This is a genomic window from Aquibium microcysteis (genome assembly GCF_014495845.1).
GTDB classification, from domain to species: domain Bacteria; phylum Pseudomonadota; class Alphaproteobacteria; order Rhizobiales; family Rhizobiaceae; genus Aquibium; species Aquibium microcysteis.
The window spans coordinates 2,036,390-2,050,509 of record NZ_CP061080.1 but is presented as its reverse complement, the minus strand read 5'-3'; the positions used below and the strand labels follow the sequence as shown (position 1 = coordinate 2,050,509).

Sequence of the window (14,120 nt, the reverse complement as noted above, 5' to 3'; positions counted from 1 at the left end):
CGTCGGCAGGTCGCAGGTGCGCTGGAACTCGCCTGCCGTAGCCGCGCGCCCCTTGCCTTCGTCATCAACGCTGCTGCACCGGCGGGTCGTCACGTCCGTCCAGGCTCTCCTTAGCCAGGCTCGCGATCGCGTTGCGGAGTCCGCCGAAGCGACAGCGCACCTCGGCGCCACACCCCCACCGCGTCATTCCGGACCGGATGCCGAGCGCAGTTGAGGCGTCCGGATCTGGAATCCATTCCGTCACGTCGGCCGGAAAGACCTGGACATGATCGGCGTCACGGAATGGATTCCGGACAGACGCTCCGCGCTTCGCGCGGTTTGTCTTCCGGAATGACGCGGGATTGGCGGCCGGCGTTGGCCGTCGGATATGGCGAGCGTGTCCTTGGCGCGACTGCCATCCCAGACGATGCGGTGCGACCGGCCCCGACATCACTGGCGGCAGCCTCGATCTGCGGTGTCGATCATCCAGGCCGCGTTTCGCTCTTCCCGTTTCGGTCCTCAGCGACTATCGGATCATCCTGACGGTCGGCGACCGTCGGCCATCGGCGCCGGCCATGGCGGTCGCCCAGCCCCGCGAGGTCCATCGATGAACCCCTCCCGCCCCGACTGGTCCGCCGCCCAGTACCTCAAGTTCGAGGACGAGCGCACGCGGCCGGCGCGGGATCTGCTCGCGCAGGTGCCGGTGGCCGCGCCCCGTCGCGTGGTCGACGTCGGCTGCGGGCCGGGCAACTCCACCGAGCTTCTGGCCGAGCGCTGGCCGAACGCCGACGTGTCCGGCTTCGACACCTCGCCCGACATGATCGAGAAGGCAAGGCTGCGCCTGCCGGGGCTCGCCTTCTCGCTCGCCGACGCGGCGACGTGGCAGCCGGATGGGCCGGTCGACGTGATCTTCGCCAATGCCGTGTTCCAGTGGCTGCCGGAGCATCCGGCGCTGCTCGCCCGCCTGATGGGGTTCCTCGCGCCGGGCGGCGTGCTCGCGGTGCAGATGCCCGACAACCTCGGCGAGCCGACGCACCGGCTGATGGTCGAGACGGCACAGGCGATGCCCTTCGCGGCGAAGATGGCGGGGGCCGCCCGCGCGCCGCTGCCGCCGGTCGGGCTTTATTATGACGTGCTGAAACCCGTCTCTTCGCGGGTCGACCTCTGGCACACGATCTACAATCATCCGCTGGCCGGCATCGACGCAATCGTCGAATGGCTCCGCTCCACCGGGCTGAAACCCTTCTTCGACCCGCTCGACGATGACGAGCAGGCGGCGTTCCTGGACGCCTATCGGACCCGAATCGCGGCCGCCCATCCGCCGATGGCCGACGGGCGGGTGCTGCTGCGCTTCCCGCGGCTGTTCATCGTCGCCACCAAGGGCTGACCGGTCCGGGCCAATATCGGCAGGTTCCAGGGTTTCTTCCATCCCACGCGGCTTTGTTGCGGCGCATGATCAGGTTTGCACCGCGCCGACGCGCGATATACGATGCCTGCGTTACTGCGCGAGAGGAATCCCGGTCCGCGGCAGTGCCCGAGGACAGGAAAGACGACAGGCATGAAGCGCGTCATCATCAGCGGGACGGGGGCGACCATCCCGCAGGCCGTCATCGGCAACGAGGAACTGGTCGAGAGCTACAACGCCTTCGTCGAGCGCGAGAACGTCGTGCGTGCGGCCGAGGGGCTCGAACCGCTGCCGTCCTCCAGCGCGAAGTTCATCGAGCACGCGTCGGGCATCCGTCGGCGCCACGTCCACACGCCCGACGGCATCCTCGACATCGACCGCATGGCGCCGCGCATTCCCGCGCGAGACGACGACGACCTGTCGGTGCTGGCCGAGTTCGGTGCGTCGGCCGCAAAGGCGGCCATCGACGACGCGGGCGTCGATCCGGCGAGCGTCGACCTCGTCGTCTGCGCCTCTTCGCACCTGCAGCGCATGTATCCGGCGATCGGCATCGAAATCCAGAAGGCGGTGGGTGCGGAGGGCGCGGCCTTCGATCTCAGCCTCGGCTGCTCGTCGGCGGCGAGCGGGCTGCACGTCGCGTTCAACCTGCTGCGCGCCGGCGCGCATCGCCGCGCGCTGGTGGTGACGCCGGAACTGATCACCGCGCATCTGAATTTCCGCGACCGGCAGACGCATTTCATCTTCGGCGATGCGGCCACCGCGCTGCTGCTCGAGGCCGTCGACGACGACCGGGACGTGGCCGGCCGCTTCGAACTGGTCGACACGCGCAACTGGACGCAGTTCTCCAACAACATCCGCTCCAATTTCGGCTATCTCAACCGCGCGGCGGAGGAGGATGCCAGCCGCGTCTCGATGGACGACAAGCTGATCAAGCAGCAGGGCAACAAGGTGTTCAAGGACGTGACGGTGGCGAGCCACCGCTTCATCGTCGACTTCCTGGCCGACCACGGCCACACGCCGCACACCATCCGCCGCTTCTGGCTGCACCAGGCCAACGGACGCATGAACGCGATGATCCTGAAACTCGCCTTCGGCGAGGAGGTGGGGCAGGATCGCGCGCCGATGGTGCTCGACGAACTCGGCAACACCGCCGCCGCCGGCGCTGTCGTGGCCATGCATCGCCACCACAAGGACATGAAGGCCGGCGAGTTCGGCCTTCTCTGCACCTATGGCGCGGGCTACTCGATCGGCGGCGCGCTGGTGCGGATGATGTAGGCCGCGAATGCAGCTCCCCCTGATGCGCCTCGACGACGAGCCGGAGATCCACCCGGCCCGCAAGCTGCTCGGCACGGTCGAGGCGGTGCTGGTGGCGGGCGGCCGCGACTTCGTCACCGCGCGCACCGATGCGCTCGACCTCGGCTTCGACGGCATCGCCGGCGATCACCATCGCGGCGCCACGCGGCGGTCGGGCGGCCGTGAGCCCTGGTATCCGCGCGGCACCGAGATGCGCAACGAGCGCCAGCTGTCGATCGTGGCGCCCGACGAACTCGCCGTCGTCGCCGGCCGGATGGATCTCGCCGAGGTCCGGCCGGAATGGATCGGCGCCAATCTGGTGCTCGGCGGCGTGCCGTCGCTGTCCATGCTGCCGGCCGGCACGCTGCTCTTCTTCGCGGGCGGCGTGACGCTCAAGGTCGACGGCCAGAACGTGCCCTGCCGCATCGCCGGCCGCTCGATCGCCGACCATGCCCGCATGCCCGACCGGGAGGCCGGCGCGCTGCTCTTCCCCAAGGTCGCGCGGCGCCTGCGCGGCCTCGTCGCCTGGGTGGAGAAGCCGGGCCGGATCGCAGCCGGCGAGAAGGTCTCGGTGCGGATTCCGGAGCAGTGGATCTACCGGCCCTGAGGGGCGGCCGTCATTCCTCGTCGTCGGGATCGAGCAGCCGCGTCGCACGCCAGCGCGTCAGCACCGCGTTGGTCTCGTCGATGACGAAGAAGCGCGCCGACTCGCGGTCGTAGCCCTCCGCCAGCAGGGCCTCGTAGCCGGTATGGGCGTGGCGGACATGGGCGACGGCGGCGAGCCAGACGGCGGTCGAGGCCGGCAGCGTCTTCATGTGCGGCTTCATGGCGTCGGCGCGGATCGCCTCGATGTCGGCATAGGGTGCTGCCGGCAGCAGCAGGGTCAGCGCCTTGGCTACGGCGCGGGCGCGGCCGGTGCGGGCGATCACGCGCCGCTTCGCTCCGACGGGCGCGTCGCCTCCGGAAAGGCGTCGATCGAGGCGAAATAGGGCTTCAGGTCGACGACCGGCGTGCCGTCGAGCACGTCGATGGCATCGATGGCGACGACACCCGAGGCGACGTCCACCGAGACGATCGCCGCCACGTGCAGGCCGATCGGGTTCGGCCGGGCAGGGGAGCGCAGCGCGAACGTGCCGCGCGGCGCGGCGGCATGGCGCGGGAACTGCACGATCAGGTCGCGGTCGGAACGGTCGAGCCAGGTCAGCACGACGACATGGCTGAAGCCCGAAAGGCCCTCGAGGCCGTCGCGATAGGCCGCGGCGATCTCGATCGTGGCCGGCCGGCCGCGCTCGCGGGCCTGCGCCATGTTCTTCGGGCAGTCGCTCCGCTCGGTCCAGGGCGAGCGCACCGAACCCACGAAGACGACGCCCGCATCGGCGGGCATTGCCGCCGGATCGAAAGGCAGCTGCCGCTCACCCTCGCGTCTCATGCTCTCGTCTCCAACGTTTCGAGCGGCGGCTCAGGGGAGGGATCGATCCGCCGCTCCGAAGACCGCCCGATCGCCTCTCTTTCGACCTTCCGCGGCCGGCAGGCAAGTGCGATGTGGTCCGGCCGTCGTCGGCTCCGCTGCATCACCGCCAGCGCCCTCACTCGCGCCGCGTCATTCCGGACCGGACGCCGAGCGCAGCGAAGGCGGCCGGATCCGGAATCCATTTTGTGAGGAATGCAGGGAAGCCCGACACTCGGTGACGTCTGCAGGAACGACCCCGACACGATCGTCATCGCGGAATGGAGTCCGGACAGCCGCTCCGCGCGGCCCGCCTTCCGGAATGACGCGGGCACGCCGTCACGGCCGCCGCGCCGGCCGGGCACCGGCACCCTCGGCACCGCGCACGGCGCTTGCGATGAGTGGTTGCATCGTCGCTTCGCTCGATATAAACATATCTTTATATCGTTTGGAGTTGCCGATGCTGTCCCGTCCCCTGACCGATCTCGCGGCCCTCGTCGATCGCCTGAAGGCGGTCGCCGAATCCAGCCGGCTGCGCATTCTCTACCTGCTGTCGCGGGGCGATCTCACGGTCTCCGACATCACTGAAATCCTCAACCAGTCGCAGCCGCGCGTCTCGCGCCATCTCAAGCTGCTGCTCGACGAGGGCCTGATCGGCCGCTACCAGGAGGGCTCCTGGGCCTATTTCCATCTTGCCGAAGAGGGGTTCGAGCGCGACCTCGTCGCCGGCCTCATCGCCCGCATCGATCCGGCACAGCCACCGGTCGACCGCGACCTGGAACGCCTCGCGGCGGTCAAGCACCGCCGTCAGGAGCGGGCGGCGGCCTATTTCGGTGCCAATGCCGAGAGCTGGGACCGCATCCGCTCGCTGCACGTGCCGGAGGAGGCGGTCGAGACGGCGATCGTCGAGCTCGTCGGCAGGCGTCCGTTCCGCAGCATGCTCGACCTCGGCACCGGCACCGGCCGCATGCTCGAGATCCTCGCGCCCTTCTACCAGCATGCGATCGGCGTCGACCTGTCGCGCGAGATGCTGGCGATCGCCCGCGCCAATCTGGAGCGGGCCGGCATCGGCCATGCGCAGATCCGCCAGGGCGACCTGCTCGCGCCGCCGGTCGAACGCGGCCAGTTCGACCTCGTCACCATCCACCAGGTGCTGCATTATCTGGAGCATCCCGGCGCCGCGATCGCCGAGGCCGCGCGCCTGCTGCGCCCGTCCGGGCAACTGCTGATCGTCGACTTCGCCGCTCATGCGCTCGAGTTCCTGCGCGACCAGCACGCCCATGTCCGCCTCGGCTTCTCCGACCGGCAGATCGCCGAGTGGTTCGACGAGGCGGGGCTCGATCTCGCAGAGCCGATCGAGTTCGAACCGAAGGGCGTCGAGGGCGAACACCTGACGGTCAAGCTCTGGCTCGGCCGCGACCGCCGCCTTCTCATCGCAGACACCGACACCACAGCCACGGAGCAGACCGCGTGAACCAGTTCCGCTTTTCCCGCCGTCCCGGCATCGGCGACCGCATCAAGGTGTCCTTCGAGTTCTTCCCGCCGAAGAACGACCTGATGGAGGCGCGGCTCTGGGAGACGACCGACCGGCTGCAGGCGCTGGCGCCCGACTTCGTGTCTGTCACCTACGGCGCCGGCGGCTCGACGCGCGAGCGCACGGCGCGCACCGTCGGGCGCCTGCTCCGCGAGACGAGCCTCGTCCCGGCGACGCACCTGACCTGCGTCGACGCCTCGCGCGAGGCGGTCGACGAGGTCATCGACGCCTTCATCGGCATGGGTGTCACGCGCTTCGTGGCGCTGCGCGGCGACCCGGCCGAGGGCGTCGGCGCCCGCTACCGGCCGCATCCGCAGGGCTACGCCAATGCCGCCGAACTCGTCGGCGCGCTGAAGGCGCGCGGGGCCACCGACATCTCGGTCTCGGCCTATCCGGAGAAGCATCCCGAGAGCCCGGACTTCGCCACCGACATCGACATGCTGAAGCGCAAGGTCGACGCCGGCGCGACGCGGGCCATCACCCAGTTCTTCTTCGACAACGACAGCTACGAGCGCTACGTCGAGCGCGTGCGGCGCGCCGGCCTCTACGTGCCGATCGTGCCGGGCATCCTGCCGATCCACAATTTCCGGCAGGTCGCGGGCTTCTCCGCCCGCTGCGGCGCCCATGTCCCGGCCTGGCTCGCCGAACGCTTCGAGGGGCTCGACGACGATCCGCAGACCCATGCGCTGGTGGCCGCCGCGGTCGCGGCCGAGCAGGTGCTCGACCTGATCGAGCGCGGCATCACCGACTTCCACTTCTACACCATGAACCGCGCCGACCTCGTCGTCGCCATCTGCCACATGATCGGTATCCGCAGCACCGCCGCCGCCGAGCCGCGGACGGTCGCGGCCTGACGGCGGGACGGCAAGGCGCCGGTTCCGGCCGCGATCCGGTCGATCGACCCCCGTAGCCGCCCCTCATCCCCCTGCCGGGACCTTCTCCCCGCATTGCGGGGAGAAGGGGCCATCATCGACGGTTCCGCTCATCGCAGACGGCGCCGATGAAAAACCGGCGTCGCGGCCAAGTCCTCTTCTCGCCGTTCACGGGGAGAAGATGCCGGCAGGCAGATGAGGGGCGGCGCCGACGCTCCAAGCCGGGCGCAACCGGCCGAAAGCGCACCGGGAGCAGGACACGCCGTGCGGACCGCCGTTTCGTCCGCTCGACCCTCCGCGCCGCCCCTCATCCCCCTGCCGGGACCTTCTCCCCGCAAGCGGGGAGAAGCGCGCCGTTACCGACGGCTCCGCTTGTCGCATATGTCGCAGACTTGGCGCCGGCGTCGCGGCCAGGTCCTCTTCTCCCCGTTCACGGGGAGAAGATGCCGGCAGGCAGATGAGGGGCGGCGCCGACGCTCGAAGCCGGGCGCAACCGGCCGAAAGCGCACCGGGGCAGGACACGCCGTGCGAACCGTCGGTTCGTCCGCTCGACCCTCTGCGCCGCCCCTCATCCCCCTGCCGGGACCTTCTCCCCGCAAGCGGGGATAAGAGGGCAGTCACCGACGGCTCCGCTTGTCGCATATGTCGCAGCCCTGGCGCCGGCGTCGCGGCCAGGTCCTCTTCTCCCCGTTCACGGGGAGAAGATGCCGGCAGGCAGATGAGGGGCGGCGCCGACGCTCGAAGCCAAGGCCCACCGGCCGAAAGCGCACCGGGAGCAGCGCGCGCGCGGAAAAAGCCCCCGAACGCAGAACGGCCGGGCGAGTGCCCGGCCGTCCGTTTGTCTCTGCTACCCGTCGGGCCGGCGGACCGGCCCCTGGCTCAGGGGATCACCCCGACGATGAGCGCTCCGATGAAGGCGAACGCACAACACACCATCAACGCGTTGATCGGTTTGGTCAGTCCCATGCCATAGCCTCCTCTGCAGACTATGCCAGAAGTGTAGGCGCATTTGTGCCACTGGCAAGCGAAATGTATGCTGCAGCGCACAGTGCGTGTGGAACTTCCATCGCCGGCCAAGGCATTTCCCGTTGAAAACATTCGCCGAAATTCCGCTGTCGCGCCGATCGCCTTGGTTAGCCGGCCGCCGGTCCGCGGCCCATCCTATCGCGTTGCGGCGCGGTTCCTGCGGCGGTGCGGCAGCCGCCCGTCGATCACCAGCAGTCCGCATGCGATGATGGCCATTCCCGCCAGTTCGAAAACGTCCAGCCGCTCGCCCAGAAAGACCGTGCCGAGCAGGACGGCGCTGGCCGGCACGATCAGCGTCACCAGCGAGGCGTTGCCGGCGCCCGCGGCCGCCACGATCCGGAAGAAGAGGATGTAGGCGAAGGCGGTCGCGACGAGCGCCAGCGAAAGCACCGCGCTCCAGGCGCCGCCCGAGGCTTCCGCCACGCCCCCGCCGCCATGCACCAGAAGCGCCACCGGCAGCATGATCAGCGTCGAGGCGGTGAGCTGCCCCGCGGCCATCAGCGGCGGCGCGAGGCCCTCGATGCGCTTCGCCACCACGAAGGCGAAGGCGTAGGAGAGCGACGCGCCGACGAGCAGCAGCTTCGCCCAGGCCGGCCCGCCGAGCCCGGCGACGAGCCCCGGCGCCAGCATCACCGCGGTGCCGGCGATGCCGACCAGCACGCCGGCGACCTTGCGGACGCTCAGCCGCTCGCCGGCGATCAGCCACGCCGCCACCAGCGCGGTCCAGAACGGAGTCGTGGCGTTGAGCACCGAGGCGAGCCCCGCGCCGAGTTCGGTCTGGCCCATGAAGATCAGCGAGAAGGGGATGGCGTTGTTCAGGAGCCCGAGCAGCAGAAGCCGCGGCGCCTGCGCCAGCGCCGGCCCGAACCGCGTCCCCGTCGCCGCCAGAAAGACGTGCAGGGCCATTGCCGCGATCGACACCCGCAGCAGCACCAGCATCAGCGGCGCGATCTCCTGCACCGCGATCCGCGCAAAGAAGAACGACCCGCCCCAGATCGCCCCCAGAAGCAGGACCTGCGCCCAGACGGCGGCCGTCATCGGGGCGGCGGGGGAGGGTGTTGTCATGGCGATTCGCTCGTCCTGGTCGCGGCGGGATGCGATAGGACGGGCGGGAGGAGGAAGCCACCCGATTTCGGGGGTTCGTCCCGTTTGCCGTCAGGCAGGATCACGAACACCCCGTCCCGGAACGAAAAAACCCGCCATCTCTGGCGGGTTTCTTCCGATGACGATGAGGGGGGACTTGCGCCCGCGTGTCTCAAGGCCTCTGATTGGTTAAATATCCATCACGGAAGAAATGTCAAGGTTGGCGCGGCTATCCAGGAGGCATCGTTGCCGTTCTCTTCGGTCGAGTTGAAGGACCTCCCGCACGTCATTTCAGCGCCACGGTTCGCAACCTACCTGCAAGCAAAAGGCAATCACAGAGCGGATGCTCTGGCCCTCTACCAGTGGAATCTCGAACTTTCGGCCGCTTTCATCGTGCCGCTGCAGGTCTGTGAAGTGGCGGCCCGCAACGGCGTCACCGAAGTGCTGGAAAAGGTTCATGGCGCCAACTGGCCGTGGTCGAACGGTTTCATCCGAAGCCTGCCGGTGGCCAGGACGAACTGGCACTACAATCCTCAGACCGATCTGCGAACCGTCGCAGCACGCATGCCGACTGCGGGCAAGGTGGTTGCGGAGCTGAAATTCGCCTTCTGGGAGAAGACGTTCACGGCGGGGCAGGACACCCGGCTGTGGATTCCCCACATGAACGCCGCCTTCCCGGGCATCCCTGCCGGCACACCCGTTCCAGCGGCGCGCGCCGATGCGTTCGCCGCCCTGCAAGCGATACGGCAGCTGCGCAACCGCATTGCGCACCACGAGCCGATCTTCACGCGCAACATAGCGGACGAGTATCGACGGCTCCACGACGTGATTGGCTGGCGCAATCCGACCGCGGCGACTTGGATGGACAGAGTGCAGAAGGTCACGGCGCTGATTCCGCTTCGACCGTGAAGCGGAGTTCTCAATTTCGGCCGTGAAGCGGAGTTCTCAATATCGTTTGGTGCGGCATCACGACTTCCTGTCCCGGAGGCTTACCCAACCGTCCGACCGGAATACGCCCCCACCCCCGCCCTCCGCATTTCCACATTCATGCCCTACTCTCCCCCCATCCGAATCGCCGGACACGGGAGCCGCGCCATGCAGACCTTCGAAAACGCCCGCGAGGCGGCGCTCAGCCTGCGGCCCGACGTTCCGGTCTATTGCTTCCGCCCGGCGGTGCTGAAGGCCGACGCGCGGCGGTTCATGGAGATGTTTCCGGGGCGCACCGCCTATGCGGTGAAGACCAATGGCGAGCCGATGGTGCTGCAGGCGCTGGCCGAGGCGGGGGTGACGGCCTTCGACGTCGCCTCGCCGGCCGAGTTCGCGGCGGTGCGCGCGGTCGCGCCGGAGGCGGAGATGCTCTACATGCACCCGGTCAAGGCGCAGTCCGACATCAGGCTGGCGCTCGAGACCTACGGCATCCGCGTCATCGCCGTCGACCACGAGGACGAGGTGACGAAGCTCGCCCGCGTCGTCCAGGCGCTCGACATCGATCCGGGCACGCTGACCGTCTTCGTGCGCATCCAGACCAAGGGCGGCGCCGCCTACGAACTGTCGAAGAAGTTCGGCGCCGGCCCGGCCCACGCGGTCGAACTCCTGCAGCGGCTGCACCGCAACGGCTACCGCGTCGGGATCTGCTTCCACGTCGGCAGCCAGATCACCGATCCCGACACCTACGAGCGGGCGCTGCGCAGCGCCGACTGGGTGCGCAACCGCGCCGCCGTGCCGCTCGCCGGCCTCGACGTCGGCGGCGGGTTTCCGGCCGAATACGGCCACGACCCCAACCGCAAGGCGCCGGAGATGCCGTCGCTCGGGCAGCTGATGTCGCGGCTCCGTGCCGACATCGTCGAATGGGGCTTCGGCGACGTGCCGCTGGTGGCCGAGCCCGGCCGCGTCATCTGCGCCCACGCCTTCTCGCTGATCGTGCGGGTGCTGCTGCGAAAAGGCCGGCGCATCTACATCAACGACGGCATCTGGTCGTCGCTGTCGGATTCGTGGACCGGCAAGATCACGCTGCCGGCCCGCTTCATCCCCGATCCGGCGATCCGCAGCCGCAACGGCGACGAGAAGACCATCGTGCCGTTCAAGGTCTGCGGCGCCACCTGCGATTCGGTCGACATCCTGTCGCGGCCGTTCTGGCTGCCGGAGACCGTCGACACCGGCGACTGGATCGAGATCGGCCACATCGGCGCCTATTCGCTGTCGCTGCGCTCGCGCTTCAACGGCTTCTATCCCGATACCTTCGTGGAGGTGACGACGCCCTTCGACGAGGGCGGCGCACCGGAAGGCTTCGCCAGCCTCGAGACCATGGCGGGAGCCGGCCAATGACCCCGCGCGTCCCCAGGCTCATCCGCTTCGTCGTCGTCAATTCCGCGGCCGGCGTCGTGATCGGCTGGCTGGTGGCGGCCGGGCTGATCTGGTTCAACGTCGGCGGCTTCGGCGAGCTCGTGTGGCATTCCAGCCAGCGCGGCGTCGCGCTGTTCATCCTGGCCCTGTCCTTCGGCGTCACCTTCGCCTTCGCCTTCCTCGCCACCGCGCTGATGCTGCTGCCCGGCGACAAGGACCATTTCGACCGGGTGTGAAACCAGGCCGGACTGGCCCCGGCCGCTCGGCCGGCGCGCCGTCGCGGGCGGCTCCAGCGCCGTCATCCTCGGGCTTGTCCCGAGGATCTGCCAAGCCTGGAGAGTCTGGCGCGGCCAGCCCACGGCGGACCCATACCAGTGCGTCGCAGATCCTCGGGACAAGCCCGAGGATGACGGCGAGGGCCTTCGGTCTGCCATCCCGCCGACCGACCACGGCCGGCACACGACGCGCGTTCCGCCCGTCTGGCCGCGTCGTTCAGCCCGCGGTGGCCTTCAGCCAGCGCTGCCAGGCCGACACGCTGCCGGAGAAGACGTTGATGTCTGCGTCGCCGCGGATGCCGGGCACGATGCCGGTGCCGGTGTACTGCCAGAACAGGAAGTTCTGCCGGCCGTAGCGGGTGTCGGGATGGTCGGCGACCGAGCGCAGCCACCAGTCGTAGCCGCTGAAGCCCGACAGGCCGTTGTCTTCCCAGAAGTCGATCGAGGTGTAGATGATCGGCCGCTTGCCGTAGTGTTTTTCCACCGCGTCGAGGAACACCTTCATCTCGGCGCGCACGGTGGCGGCGGGCGGCCTGAGCTTGCAGGACGGCGACAGGTGGTTCCATTCCATGTCGAGCACCGGGGGCAGGGCGGTCCGGTCGCGCGGCACGTGGCGGATGAACCATTGCGCCTGCTCGATCGCCGGCCGGCAGAAATAGAAGAAATGATAGGCCCCGCGCGGCACGCCGGCGAGCTTGGCCGCGTTCCAGTTGCGGTGGAAGAACTCGTCGACCCGGTCGCCGCCCTCCGTCGCCTTGATGAAGGCGAACGAGATGCCGCTCGCCCGCGCCTTCTCCCAGTCGACCGGCCCCTGGTATTTCGACACGTCGGTGCCGTGCACCGGATAGGCCCACGGCGCCCGGCCGGTCCAGGCATGCGGGTCGCGATCGCCGTAGCGCGGGTTGGTCACCGCCACGCCGGGCGCCGCACCGGACGTCGGCGCGAGGTCGGACAGCCGGATGCCGCCCGAGGTGCAGCCCGCCAGCATCGCCACGGCACAGGCCGCCAGGGTCGCCGCCGCCCATCGGCGCATCTCGTCCTCCTTCCGTCCGGGGCCCCGAATCGGGCCGCTCCGCGTGGAGCTGGATAGACCAGGCCTCCTGCCCGGTCATCGCGCGAAGGTCCGGCGGACGACCACGAATTGGTGATTGCCTTTCGCGCCGGCCCGCCCGATTGTGCCGGCCAGCAAGCGGGGGATGGCGGCAATTCCATGGCCGCGGCCGTCCCCGCCGCACCGACCGGACAGGACGACGCCGCCCATGCGCATTCTCGCAACCCTCGTGAAATGGCTCTTGATCCTCGTCGTCGTGGCGGTGGCGGGTCTCGCCGGCTGGCTGTTCCTGGCGCCGCCGGAGCTGATCCGCGTCGGCGCCGGCTACACCGCCAAGATCGTCTGCTCCAACGTCTTCGTCGCCGGCCGCGACGCCGACGCGGTGCTCGCCGTCGACGTCCAGGCGCCGGGGCACCCGCTGCTGCGCTGGCTCGAGGTCGACGTCGACCCCTCCGCCGGCACCGCGAAGGCTACGCTTCTCGGCCTGTTCGGCCCCGGCCTCGCCGCCCACCGCGACGGCCTCGGCTGCGCCTCCGTGCCCTCCGGCGACCGCGCAGCGCTCGCCGATCTCTCGGCGACGCCGGGCAGCCCGGCCGCCCGCCCCGGGCTCTGGCCTGCGGGCGACATGGTGGAGCCGGCGCAGGCGCAGGCGGTCGCTGCGATCCTCGCCGACGACGCGCTCACCGGTCCCGGCCTGCGCGCGGTCGTCGTCGTCAAGGACGGCCGCATCGTCGCCGAGCGCTACGGCGAGGGCTTCGACGCGACGTCGCCGCTGCTCGGCTGGTCGATGACCAAGACGGTGAACGCGGTCCTCGTCGGCACGCTGGTGCAGGAAGGCCTGCTCTCGCTCGACCAGTCGGGCCTGTTTCCCGCCTGGACCGACGCGCGCGCCCGCATCACGCTGTCGGACCTGATGGGGATGCAGAGCGGGCTTTCCTTCAACGAGGACTATGGCGACGTCACCGACGTCACCCGCATGCTCTATCTCGAGCCCGACATGGCGGGCTTCGCCGCGTCCAGGCCGCTCGCCGGGCCGCCCGGCACGATCTTCAGCTATTCGAGCGGCACCGCCGTCCTCCTGTCGCGGCTCTGGCAGGACACGCTGGGCGAGCCGCAGGCGGCGATGGACTGGCCGCGCGAGGCGCTGTTCGATCCGCTCCGCATGGAGAGCGCGGTGCTGGAGACCGACGCGTCCGGCACCTTCGTCGGCTCGTCCTACCTCTACGCCACCGCGCGCGACTGGGCCCGCTTCGGCCTGTTCATGCTGGGCGACGGCACGGCGGCCGGCCGGCAGGTCGTGCCGGCGGACTTTCTCGCCTGGATGCGCCAGCCGGCGCCGGCCTCGAACGGCGAATACGGCAACGGCCAGCTCTGGCTGCACGGTCCGCAGGGCGGCACGCCCGACGGACAGGACCCCGACGCCGGCTTCGACCTGCCCGCCGACGCGTTCTGGGCGCTCGGCCATGACGGCCAGTCGATGGCGATGATCCCCTCGAAGGGCCTCGTCGTGCTGCGGCTTGGGCTCACCCCGTCCAAGCTCGGCTGGAAGTCGCAGGGGCTGGTGGAAGCCGTGGCGAAGGCGCTGGAGTAGGGCGGGCGCTTGTTCATGCAGGCGGTCTTTTCGAGCGACGTCGGCGCTGCCCCTCATCTGCCTGCCGGCATCTTCTCCCCGTCAAACGGGGAGAAGAGAGCCTCAACCGAGAGCTTCGTCCATCGCAATGGTCGTAGGCTTCGCGCTGCCATCGCAGCCGCAGCCCCTTCTCCCCGCTTGCGGGGAGAAGGTCCCGGCAGGGGGATGAGGGGCGGCGCCGA

At 69.5% G+C, this 14,120-nt stretch carries 13 protein-coding genes; 9 read left to right on the top strand and 4 right to left on the bottom strand.

Features of this window, described 5'->3' with window-relative positions:
• Positions 1–586 precede the first annotated feature (586 nt).
• The 3 genes from tam to IAI54_RS09405 all read left to right on the top strand — a co-directional run bounded on the left by tam (position 587) and on the right by IAI54_RS09405 (position 3,284).
• On the top strand, positions 587–1,366 hold the full coding sequence (gene tam / locus IAI54_RS09415) for a trans-aconitate 2-methyltransferase (protein WP_187972096.1): 780 nt from the start codon (positions 587–589) through the stop codon (positions 1,364–1,366).
• Positions 1,367–1,537: 171 nt separating this feature from the next.
• On the top strand, positions 1,538–2,659 hold the full coding sequence (locus tag IAI54_RS09410; protein ID WP_187972095.1) for a beta-ketoacyl-ACP synthase III: 1,122 nt from the start codon (positions 1,538–1,540) through the stop codon (positions 2,657–2,659).
• A 7-nt stretch (positions 2,660–2,666) separates the two neighbouring features.
• A complete protein-coding gene (locus IAI54_RS09405) occupies positions 2,667–3,284 on the top strand; it encodes an MOSC domain-containing protein (RefSeq protein ID WP_187972094.1) in 618 nt (205 codons plus the stop codon).
• Between the two features lie 10 nt (positions 3,285–3,294).
• On the opposite strand, the gene IAI54_RS09400 is transcribed toward IAI54_RS09405, so the two are convergent.
• A complete protein-coding gene (locus tag IAI54_RS09400; RefSeq protein WP_187972093.1) occupies positions 3,295–3,606 on the bottom strand; it encodes a DUF2293 domain-containing protein in 312 nt (103 codons plus the stop codon).
• Entirely contained in the window at positions 3,603–4,106 is a 504-nt protein-coding gene (gene tsaA, locus IAI54_RS09395) for a tRNA (N6-threonylcarbamoyladenosine(37)-N6)-methyltransferase TrmO (protein ID WP_187972092.1), read from the bottom strand. The genes IAI54_RS09400 and tsaA overlap by 4 nt, the downstream gene beginning before the upstream one ends.
• A 478-nt stretch (positions 4,107–4,584) precedes the next feature.
• Between tsaA and IAI54_RS09390 the strand changes: the two genes are divergently transcribed.
• Together IAI54_RS09390 and metF are read left to right on the top strand one after the other, a co-directional pair.
• Complete coding sequence (locus IAI54_RS09390; protein ID WP_187972091.1) at positions 4,585–5,598, top strand: ArsR/SmtB family transcription factor; 1,014 nt, start codon at positions 4,585–4,587, stop codon at positions 5,596–5,598.
• Positions 5,595–6,512, top strand: coding sequence for a methylenetetrahydrofolate reductase [NAD(P)H] (gene metF, locus IAI54_RS09385; protein ID WP_187972090.1), 918 nt, complete (start codon positions 5,595–5,597; stop codon positions 6,510–6,512). Before IAI54_RS09390 ends, metF begins: the two co-directional genes overlap by 4 nt.
• A gap of 1,179 nt (positions 6,513–7,691) precedes the next feature.
• Here metF and IAI54_RS09380 read toward each other — a convergent pair.
• A complete protein-coding gene (locus tag IAI54_RS09380; RefSeq protein ID WP_187972089.1) occupies positions 7,692–8,621 on the bottom strand; it encodes a DMT family transporter in 930 nt (309 codons plus the stop codon).
• 264 nt (positions 8,622–8,885) lie between these two features.
• Between IAI54_RS09380 and IAI54_RS09375 the strand changes: the two genes are divergently transcribed.
• The 3 genes from IAI54_RS09375 to IAI54_RS09365 all read left to right on the top strand — a co-directional run bounded on the left by IAI54_RS09375 (position 8,886) and on the right by IAI54_RS09365 (position 11,218).
• On the top strand, positions 8,886–9,548 hold the full coding sequence (locus IAI54_RS09375) for a hypothetical protein (protein WP_187972088.1): 663 nt from the start codon (positions 8,886–8,888) through the stop codon (positions 9,546–9,548).
• A gap of 186 nt (positions 9,549–9,734) precedes the next feature.
• Positions 9,735–10,964 carry an alanine racemase gene (locus IAI54_RS09370; RefSeq protein WP_187972087.1) on the top strand — a complete coding sequence of 410 codons (1,230 nt, stop codon included), beginning with the start codon at positions 9,735–9,737 and terminating at the stop codon, positions 10,962–10,964.
• Positions 10,961–11,218, top strand: a complete 258-nt coding sequence (locus IAI54_RS09365; RefSeq protein ID WP_187972086.1) for a hypothetical protein — start codon at positions 10,961–10,963, stop codon at positions 11,216–11,218. Before IAI54_RS09370 ends, IAI54_RS09365 begins: the two co-directional genes overlap by 4 nt.
• 256 nt (positions 11,219–11,474) lie before the next feature.
• On the opposite strand, the gene IAI54_RS09360 is transcribed toward IAI54_RS09365, so the two are convergent.
• Positions 11,475–12,290: a glycoside hydrolase family 25 protein gene (locus IAI54_RS09360; RefSeq protein ID WP_187972085.1), complete on the bottom strand. Its 816-nt coding sequence runs from the start codon at positions 12,288–12,290 to the stop codon at positions 11,475–11,477.
• Positions 12,291–12,516: 226 nt separating this feature from the next.
• On the opposite strand from IAI54_RS09360, the gene IAI54_RS09355 reads away from it, so the two are divergent.
• The gene (locus tag IAI54_RS09355) at positions 12,517–13,899 is read left to right on the top strand and encodes a serine hydrolase domain-containing protein (protein ID WP_187972084.1); all 1,383 of its coding nucleotides are present in this window, start codon (positions 12,517–12,519) and stop codon (positions 13,897–13,899) included.
• Positions 13,900–14,120 lie beyond the last annotated feature (221 nt).

Bases quoted from the DNA above. Each gene is read 5' to 3' on its own strand.
- IAI54_RS09365 (WP_187972086.1), top strand. From the start codon at position 10,961: ATGACCCCGCGCGTCCCCAGGCTCATCCGCTTCGTCGTCGTCAATTCC.
- IAI54_RS09370 (WP_187972087.1), top strand. From the start codon at position 9,735: ATGCAGACCTTCGAAAACGCCCGCGAGGCGGCGCTCAGCCTGCGGCCC.
- tsaA (WP_187972092.1), bottom strand. From the start codon at position 4,106: ATGAGACGCGAGGGTGAGCGGCAGCTGCCTTTCGATCCGGCGGCAATG.
- IAI54_RS09360 (WP_187972085.1), bottom strand. From the start codon at position 12,290: ATGCGCCGATGGGCGGCGGCGACCCTGGCGGCCTGTGCCGTGGCGATG.
- IAI54_RS09355 (WP_187972084.1), top strand. From the start codon at position 12,517: ATGCGCATTCTCGCAACCCTCGTGAAATGGCTCTTGATCCTCGTCGTC.
- IAI54_RS09380 (WP_187972089.1), bottom strand. From the start codon at position 8,621: ATGACAACACCCTCCCCCGCCGCCCCGATGACGGCCGCCGTCTGGGCG.
- IAI54_RS09405 (WP_187972094.1), top strand. From the start codon at position 2,667: ATGCAGCTCCCCCTGATGCGCCTCGACGACGAGCCGGAGATCCACCCG.
- tam (WP_187972096.1), top strand. From the start codon at position 587: ATGAACCCCTCCCGCCCCGACTGGTCCGCCGCCCAGTACCTCAAGTTC.
- IAI54_RS09390 (WP_187972091.1), top strand. From the start codon at position 4,585: ATGCTGTCCCGTCCCCTGACCGATCTCGCGGCCCTCGTCGATCGCCTG.
- IAI54_RS09410 (WP_187972095.1), top strand. From the start codon at position 1,538: ATGAAGCGCGTCATCATCAGCGGGACGGGGGCGACCATCCCGCAGGCC.